The organism is Mesorhizobium sp. M7A.F.Ca.CA.001.08.2.1, assembly GCF_003998455.1.
Lineage (GTDB): Bacteria > Pseudomonadota > Alphaproteobacteria > Rhizobiales > Rhizobiaceae > Mesorhizobium > Mesorhizobium ciceri.
This window is the reverse complement of record NZ_RZPW01001215.1, coordinates 1-1,063: the sequence shown is the minus strand read 5'-3', so window position 1 is coordinate 1,063 and position 1,063 is coordinate 1. Positions and strand designations below refer to the sequence as shown.

1 protein-coding gene is annotated in these 1,063 nt (G+C 57.9%); it reads left to right on the top strand.

Annotated elements, in window-relative coordinates:
* Nucleotides 1-213: 213 nt before the first annotated feature.
* Nucleotides 214-402 carry a hypothetical protein gene (locus EN914_RS36290; RefSeq protein WP_337123932.1) on the top strand — a complete coding sequence of 63 codons (189 nt, stop codon included), beginning with the start codon at nucleotides 214-216 and terminating at the stop codon, nucleotides 400-402.
* The last annotated feature ends 661 nt before the right edge of the window (nucleotides 403-1,063 follow it).

Sequence of the window (1,063 nt, the reverse complement as noted above, 5' to 3'; positions counted from 1 at the left end):
GTCGTAAGAGGGGATCGTCACGCTTGATGGGATCGGGCGTCACCCGGCCGCGCACAGTCGCCGTGACGGCGACCTCGTCGCCAACTTTGAAATTACCTCGAGCCATGTCCAAGAGACAGGAGCAGCCGGCGATGGGGTCAAAATGAGCGGAACCTAATATGCGCGGGCGCCTTATCTGCTCATGAGCACGCGCGGCGCAGACTTTCTGCACAAGTGGATTTCGAACATGTCCCTAACACGGTCGGGACTGATACAACCTCTGTTGCCGAGCTGACCCAAGAGCTCTTCGCCGATGCTAAAGCGCTCGGCATCAAAACCACTGAGATCGAGGAAGACGTGGGCAGCGCCTACGAAGCGATCCTAAACGCGGTGTTCCGCCGTAACGGTCACTTGGCAAACTGATCATGTCCGACCTAGGCCGGACGCCTTCGCAAGCGCAGATCGCAGTTGGCGCCACCATGGGGTGATTGCTGGGCACCACGGCAAGAAGCATTGTTGTTAGTCGCTTCCTCAAACGGCTCTACTGACATCCCAGATGTGAGGTTTGTTCCCGCTCATGTCTCGGTCTTTGCAAGGGTACACGTAGGGTCGGAGAGCGAAAGCGCTCTGCGTCCTGCAACCAAGAGGTACACCGCGCTCTTTGCAGCACGTGTCGAGCGTCGTCGGCGCATATGTTCATGTGTGCTCACGGAAAGCGCGCCCAGACAGACCGACCGGGCAAGGGTGGGTGCGAGGAACGCGGAAGGGAGGCGGAGCCTTGCACTCAAGAAAGACCTGCGGCACATCTCAGCAGCCAGCGATATCAAGCTCGAGCAGCATCCAATGATTGCCAGTCGGGTGCCATTAAGTACCAAATCGCGGTCGCAGTATAGCTCCAGGCCTGTGAGCTCACCGCCGCAGCAATTGTCACCAGCAGGATTAGCACCATCGTCTCGCACGTGGTTTCGGTGGCGTCGTACATTACATTGGCGGGAGTGTGAACAGACCTCAGGAAGCTCACCCTTTCGTAACTTCGCTTGACTAGGAGGAACTGTGGAAGCGTTGTCTATCCCCACCCTAGGAA